The sequence below is a fragment of the Terriglobus sp. YAF25 genome, from assembly GCF_052113305.1.
In the GTDB taxonomy this organism is placed as follows: Bacteria; Acidobacteriota; Terriglobia; order Terriglobales; family Acidobacteriaceae; genus Terriglobus.
Window position 1 is genome coordinate 1 of sequence record NZ_JBFRCY010000197.1, and the last position, 6,515, is coordinate 6,515.

Annotated in this window: 6 protein-coding genes; 4 read left to right on the forward strand and 2 right to left on the reverse strand. The window is 58.2% G+C overall.

Features of this window, described 5'->3' with window-relative positions; translation table 11 throughout:
• Nucleotides 1–15: 15 nt before the first annotated feature.
• Both AB4043_RS10235 and AB4043_RS10240 read left to right on the forward strand, forming a co-directional pair.
• On the forward strand, nucleotides 16–123 hold the full coding sequence (locus AB4043_RS10235) for a DUF3311 domain-containing protein (RefSeq protein WP_442306993.1): 108 nt from the start codon (nucleotides 16–18) through the stop codon (nucleotides 121–123).
• Between the two features lie 10 nt (nucleotides 124–133).
• On the forward strand, nucleotides 134–1,384 hold the full coding sequence (locus tag AB4043_RS10240; RefSeq protein ID WP_442299941.1) for a mechanosensitive ion channel family protein: 1,251 nt from the start codon (nucleotides 134–136) through the stop codon (nucleotides 1,382–1,384).
• 206 nt (nucleotides 1,385–1,590) lie between these two features.
• Here the strand turns inward: AB4043_RS10240 and AB4043_RS10245 are convergent, their stop codons facing one another.
• Nucleotides 1,591–2,343 carry an OmpA family protein gene (locus AB4043_RS10245; protein ID WP_442299942.1) on the reverse strand — a complete coding sequence of 251 codons (753 nt, stop codon included), beginning with the start codon at nucleotides 2,341–2,343 and terminating at the stop codon, nucleotides 1,591–1,593.
• Between the two features lie 217 nt (nucleotides 2,344–2,560).
• Here AB4043_RS10245 and uvrC point away from each other — a divergent pair, with 217 nt between their 5' ends.
• Nucleotides 2,561–4,513 (forward strand): excinuclease ABC subunit UvrC, encoded by a 1,953-nt coding sequence (uvrC, locus tag AB4043_RS10250; protein ID WP_442300317.1) that lies wholly within the window; start codon nucleotides 2,561–2,563, stop codon nucleotides 4,511–4,513.
• 54 nt (nucleotides 4,514–4,567) lie between these two features.
• Nucleotides 4,568–5,380 (forward strand): metallophosphoesterase, encoded by an 813-nt coding sequence (locus tag AB4043_RS10255; protein WP_442299943.1) that lies wholly within the window; start codon nucleotides 4,568–4,570, stop codon nucleotides 5,378–5,380.
• A gap of 233 nt (nucleotides 5,381–5,613) precedes the next feature.
• On the opposite strand, the gene AB4043_RS10260 is transcribed toward AB4043_RS10255, so the two are convergent.
• A complete protein-coding gene (locus AB4043_RS10260; RefSeq protein WP_442306992.1) occupies nucleotides 5,614–6,453 on the reverse strand; it encodes an SGNH/GDSL hydrolase family protein in 840 nt (279 codons plus the stop codon).
• Between the last annotated feature and the right edge of the window lie 62 nt (nucleotides 6,454–6,515).

The window sequence follows — 6,515 nt, forward strand, 5'->3', positions numbered from 1 at the left end:
AGCCTGTACAACCGCATGACGCCGGACCTGATGGGTTTTCCCTTCTTTTACTGGTACCAGTTGGCGTGGGTGATCATCGCGTCGGCCATCATGCTGGTCGTTTATAGGAAGCTGAAGTCCTGATCCGCACACCATGCACGTTCTTCCCGCATTGCTCGCTGAGATCCCTTTCTGGAAGAATCCCGATTACCTAAAGCGCACCGCGATCACGTTGCTGATCCTGGTAACCGCATTCCTCCTTTGGCGTCTTCTGCGCCGCGGGCGCGCCCGTCTGGATGACCTCCTGCAGAGCAAGCGGCGCACCGTACCGCCACTGCATATTCGTGGTCTGCAGCTTCTGACCGGGTCGCAGATCGTGTCCGCACTGAGCCTGCTAAGCGTCGCCGTTTTCTACGGGCTCGTCCTGCTGAACGTAATCGTCGCCCTGCTGCTGACCTTCAGCCAGTTCCCCGCCACCGAGCGTTATGTCAACCTGGTGCTCGGCTGGGTCCTCACTCCTCTGCACGACCTCTACTACGGCTTCCTTGCGTCGTTACCAAACCTCATCACCATCCTGGTGATCGCCATACTCACCCGCTTCATTCTGAAGGCGGTGCGCTTTCTCTTCACCAAGGCAGATGAGGGCGCCATCAATCTCTCGCCATGGGTGCACCGCGATGTGGCGCTGCCTACCGGCCAGATCGTCCGTGCCGTGATTATCGTGATCGCGTTGTTCCTGATCGCACCACGGATTCCAGGCACGGGATCGGAGGCCGCGAAGGGCCTGTCGGTCGTCATCGGCCTGATGGTCTCGTTTGGCTCAAGCTCAACCGTAGGTAATGTCATCGCCGGCATCGTACTGACCTACATGCGTCCATTTCGCGTTGGGGATCGGGTGCAGATCCAGGGAACCACCGGTGACGTGATGGAGCGGACGTTCCTCTACACCAAGCTGCTGACGCCGAAAAATGAAGAGGTGCTGATTCCCTCCACCAAGGCGCTGGATGGCAACATCACCAACTACTCGGCACAGGCGCGCTCCGGAAACCTGATCCTCTATACGACGGTCACGATCGGCTACGACACGCCGTGGCAGACAGTGCACCAGCTTCTGGTCGATGCGGCGCTGAAGACAGAGATGGTCGAGTCGAATCCACAGCCCTTCGTACTGCAGACCGCGCTGGACGATTTCTATATTCACTATCAGGTAAACGCCTTTACGGCGCATGCCGACACCATGCCGCGCATCTACAGCGAGCTCCACCGGAATATTCAGGATGCCTTCAATGAGGCAGGCGTGGAGATCATGTCACCGCACTACACCCAGCTACGAGATGGAAACCAGTCGACGGTACAGGGGCCATTGAAACCGAAACCCACACGGTTTCGAGTGGCAATGGACTGACACTTTCCCTAAACGGGTGCCCTACCCTCGGGGAGTGGGCAAGACCACAATATTCGAGAGAAAAACCGGTTTAAAGAAGCTGGCGGAGCCACATAGGTGCTGGGCTCCGCCGCCTTTTGGGGTGAGTAGTGAGACTGGCAGCACGCCGGTCTCACTACTTGGGGGAGGGGTACTTCACTTGCAGTAACTACTGAGGAAGGAAACCTCTACTTGGTACCGCTCGGAGCGGACGTGTCAGCCCCATCCTTCATGTTCGACATCAGGCGAACAGCGACGCGACGGTTCTGCTTGCGACCGGCGACCGTCTTGTTGGACGCGACTTCCTGATCCTTACCGATACCAATGAGATAGAACTTATGAGGAGCAACGTTGTACTTGGTCTGCAGATAATTTACGACCGCATCCGCGCGCCGCTGGCTGAGCTCGTAGTTGTACTGCGGATCGCCGGTGGAGTCTGTACCTCCGGTGACCTCAAGAATGTAGTGACGGACGCCGTCAAGCTTGGCGGCAAACGCGTCGAGGTCCTTCTTGTCGCTGGCGGTCAGAGTGGACTTGTCGAAGCCGAAGGTCACGGTCACATCCGCGAGCGGAGTGTAGTGATCCAGGTTGGCGACAACGCCGGTCAGCGAGTCGACACGATTGTAGGCTTCCTGGGCGCTCTTACCGGCTGCGTCCGCAGCCGTTCCGGCAGCCATAGCATGCTGATCAGCCGTATCGGCAGCACCCTGGGCGCGGGCGATGCCGGCCTGAGCGCGCTGATCCGTATCAAGAATCGTGCGATGGTCCTGTGCCGTCTTCGCATCCAGATCGTTCGTGTTCTGGATGAGAGGAGCAGTCTGCGAGCGAACATAGTTCTTTGTAGAGCAACCGACCGTCAGGAAGAGAATGCCAGCCGCGGCCACCGTGGTAGCAATCGTGGCTCCAAGATTCTTGCGTGCAAGGCGGAAATCGTTCGTCATGGTGACTCTCCTATTGTTTGGCCCGGCAAACAGGGCCATCTGTTACGCCTTATGAGATGCAAGCTACGCACCAAATGTAAACTCCAAATACTTTCAATGACTTGCGAGATTTCCGGGGTTTAAATAGGGAAAATTTTTCCTACCATCTCTTCCGACGATGGCAGGCCGAAGAGCGGAGTAATCTAATAATTTGCGCCTTGTAAGGGTGCTCCCACTGATGGATCTGCTGGCGAAAATCCGGACACTGCCGACCAAACCTGGCTGTTACCTCTACAAGAACGCCGAGGGCGAGGTGATCTATGTCGGCAAGGCGAAGAACCTGCGGGCGCGTGTCCGCAGCTATTTCCTCGCCGCCAGCCAGGCAAATGCCAAGACCGGCTCCCTGATGCGCGAGGCAGTCGACATCGATTACATCCAGGTAGCAAATGAGCACGAAGCTCTGGCGCTGGAAAACAACCTGATCAAACAGCGGAAGCCACGGTTCAACATCCTGCTGCGGGATGACAAGACCTACCCGTATATCAAGCTGACGCTGGGCGACCGCTATCCGAAGGTCTTTGTCACGCGGCGACTGAAGAAAGACGGGTCAGCTTACTTCGGGCCGTACTTTCCCGGCAACCTGGCATACCGCCTGGTAGATCTGATCCATCGTAGCTTTCTGATTCCATCGTGCAAGGTTGATCTCTCCCGCTATCACTCGCGCGCCTGCCTGCAGTACTACATCAAGCGCTGTCTTGGACCATGCGTAGAAGGCTTCACAACCCCGGAGGCCTATCGCGAGGCAGTACGCGATGTGCAGCTTTTCCTCGACGGAAAAGAAAGCGAGTTGGAAGGGCGTCTGCGAGAGCGCATGGCCGAAGCCGCTGTCGCAGAGCAGTACGAGCTTGCCGCACGGATGCGCGACCAGCTCATCACCGTGCAGCAGCTGCAGGAGAAGCAGCGCATTGCCAGTACTGAAAACGAGGACGCCGACGTCTTCGGCTTCCATTTCGAGAAAGAGATGCTCGCTGTCAACCTCTTCCATATGCGGTCGGGCAAGATCGTGGATAAACGCGACTTCTTCTGGGAAGACCTGCCCGACTTCAGCTTTCTAACGGAAGATCCCGAGGAGAGCGACGAGACCGAAGACATCGCATCTCTCGGCTCCGGAGGGGCTCCAGAAGCAGCAGCGGAGGCAACGATCGAGCGGCCCGCGTTCTCTCCTTCGGCCTTCTTCTCTGCCCTGCTGAAGCAGGTGTATCTCGATCAGCCGTATGTGCCCAAACATATCTACGTCCCGGTCGATTTCCCTGATCGCGTGGCGCTGGCCTCTCTGCTCTCAGAACGGACGGGGCACAAGATTGAGCTGGCCGCGCCGCAGCGAGGAGACAAGCGTTCCCTGGTTGACCTGGTATGCCAGAACGCCAAACAGGCCTATGACCAACGGTTCCGCACGCTGCAGCCGACCAACAAGGCGATCGCCGAAGCGTTGCAGGATGCGCTGAGCCTGGAAGAACCGCCGCGGCGTATCGAGTGCTTCGACATCTCCCACATTCAGGGAGCGGAGACGGTCGCCAGCATGGTGGTGTGGGAAGACGGCGCGATGAAGAAGTCGGACTACCGCAAGTTCAAGGTGAAAACCGTCACAGGTGTCGACGACTTCGCCTCCATGCGCGAGATTGTGCATCGCCGGTACTCACGCCTGTTGGAAGAGAAGAAAGATCTGCCATCACTGATACTGATCGACGGCGGCCTGGGACAGCTTCATGCAGCTTATGCCGCACTGGAACAACTCGGACTCACGCTCCAGCCGATGGCTTCCATCGCGAAACGCGAAGAGATCGTCTATGTCTACGGCCAGGAGGATGAGCCAGTGGTGCTGGATAGGCGTTCTCCGGTACTGCATCTGATCCAGAAGATCCGCGATGAATCGCACCGGTTCGCAATTACCTACCACCGCAAACGCCGCGAGATGCGTGACCGCGATTCGGAGCTGCTGGCAATCCCGGGCGTTGGTCCACGGACGCGGCAACGGCTGCTGGAGCACTTCGGGTCGCTGCGCGGCATCAAGCAGGCGGGGCCGGATGCCTTGTCAGCGGTGGTGAGTCCGGCAACTGCTGAGAAGATCCGGAACTACTTCCAGGCTGAGAACGAAGCAGCTGTCGATACGGCGCTGCGGGTAATTCAGTAAAACTGCCTCTCTGGGCCACATACCCGAGCCGCCCAAAATCGATATTCTTAGAGTGTGAGTACCGCCGCTGAGCTTCATGCCGAATCGATCTCCTTTCAGGATCACTCCGAGAACTCCGGCCCCTTCGACATCGTGGGCGATGTTCACGGATGTATCGATGAGCTAAGGGAATTGCTGGGAACGCTTGGATACCAGGTGGGTGATGATCTCTCCATCACGTCGCCGGACAAGCGCAGGCTGATCTTTGTCGGCGACCTCGCGGATCGCGGGCCGGGAATCCCAGGGGTCTTCCGTTTGGTATCTGCGGCGATGGCACAGGGCAAGGCTTTCTCTGTCGCCGGAAACCATGATGTGCGGCTTGCGACGGCTCTGTCCGGCAAGACCTTGCCCCTGACCTTCGGACTTGCTGACTCTCTGGAACAATTCGGACGGCAGTCTCCAGAATTCGCCAAGCAGATGGCGATCTTCATCAAGCGGCTGCCGGGGCATCTGATCTTCGACCATGCCAGGCTTCTGGTCGCTCACGCCGGCCTGAAGGAGTCCATGCATCGCGCCGCCACCATCCAGGCTCGGGAGCTCGCAATTCATGGAGAGAAGACTGGAGTCCGCGATCAGTGGGGCGAGATCCGTTATCCGTGGGCGGCGGAGTACCAAGGGAACCCGTTGATCGTGTTCGGGCATACTCCGGTGGAGAGCCCTGTGATCCTGAACAACACCATCAACATCGACACCGGGTGTGTCTTCGGCGGCAGGTTGACGGCGCTGCGTTATCCGGAGTGTGAGTTCGTCTCGGTTCCGGCGAAGCGTAGATACTACGAACCGACGCGACCGTTTCTTCCGGACGATCCCCGGCTGCGTATCGCTTAGATAGCCCATTCAATGGGTGCCCCATCCATTGCGTAGCAATGGATGGGATTTTCAGGGGATGGGATTTTCAGGGGATGGGATTTTCAGGGACAAGGCGGATTCGAGCTTCGCTCGAATGTCCCACTCACGCTACGCGTGACCACCCCAACGAACAAGTTCGTTGGGGACCCCGGTGAATGGGGCATCCAGTGAGTTGCCACACCGATTCGCACGCCAACGTCCGGCTTAGCGTGTTAGCGAGCTGAAATCTTCTTCGCCTCGTCCGCCAACATGCCTCCCGCTACCTCGTGAGCTCGCGTTGAGGGATGCCCTTCGTGGTAGAAGAAGTACTTCTCCGGCGTGGCACAGGGTGTGGGATCTTCGTTGCGGAGCACGCGGCCGGCACAGCGGTCCGTCGTATTCGTAATACCGTACTTCGCAGGGTTTGTAATCACCTCATCAAGGAATGCACCCCAGTTGCTGGTGGCAATCTCGATGTCAGCGTGCCGGTGCTTCATCTCTTCCGGAATACCGCGCAGTGYCGGGTTGACGCGGATTCCCTGCTGCGCAAACTGCGGAATCTTCTCCGGAAGAATGGCCACCATGAAGCGGCGTGCGCCCAGACCATAGAGCGCCTCGATCTCGTCCTCAATGTCCTGGGCGCTGGTCTCGATGGGCAAGGTCCTGTCATTCAATCCACCGGCGAAGAAGAACATTGTCCGCTTGGGATCGAAGGTGACGAGACCCGCCTGCATCAACTCGCGGAATTGCCCTACTTGAAGTTGCATGCCATAGCCTAGGATCTCGCCGTGTTTATCAATGCGCCCGAGTCCACCATCGGTGCGAGCGCCGCTGACGGCGAAGTTCACGCTCGCCCCAGCCCACGACTTCAGCGGTATGACCAGGTCAATACCGAGATTTTTGGCCATGTACCAGACTGCCGTGGGGCCATTGCCGTCAATGTATCCGGCTCCGGTATCGGAGTAACTGTCACCGAAGACGAAGAGCTGATCATACGGGCGCGACGGCTTTTGCGCCTGAAGCGCAACGGAGCCGAGACAGAAGAGAAGAGCAAGCTTCCGGAGTGCGTGCATGCGGCCATGCTACGACAGCAGCGTGTCAGTAGTGCATTTTCCCTGTAGCCGTAGTGTAGGGC

Excerpts from the sequence above, each read along its gene's own strand:
- AB4043_RS10245 (WP_442299942.1), bottom strand. The coding sequence starts at position 2,343 with ATGACGAACGATTTCCGCCTTGCACGCAAGAATCTTGGAGCCACGATT.
- uvrC (WP_442300317.1), top strand. The coding sequence starts at position 2,561 with ATGGATCTGCTGGCGAAAATCCGGACACTGCCGACCAAACCTGGCTGT.
- AB4043_RS10240 (WP_442299941.1), top strand. The coding sequence starts at position 134 with ATGCACGTTCTTCCCGCATTGCTCGCTGAGATCCCTTTCTGGAAGAAT.
- AB4043_RS10235 (WP_442306993.1), top strand. The coding sequence starts at position 16 with ATGACGCCGGACCTGATGGGTTTTCCCTTCTTTTACTGGTACCAGTTG.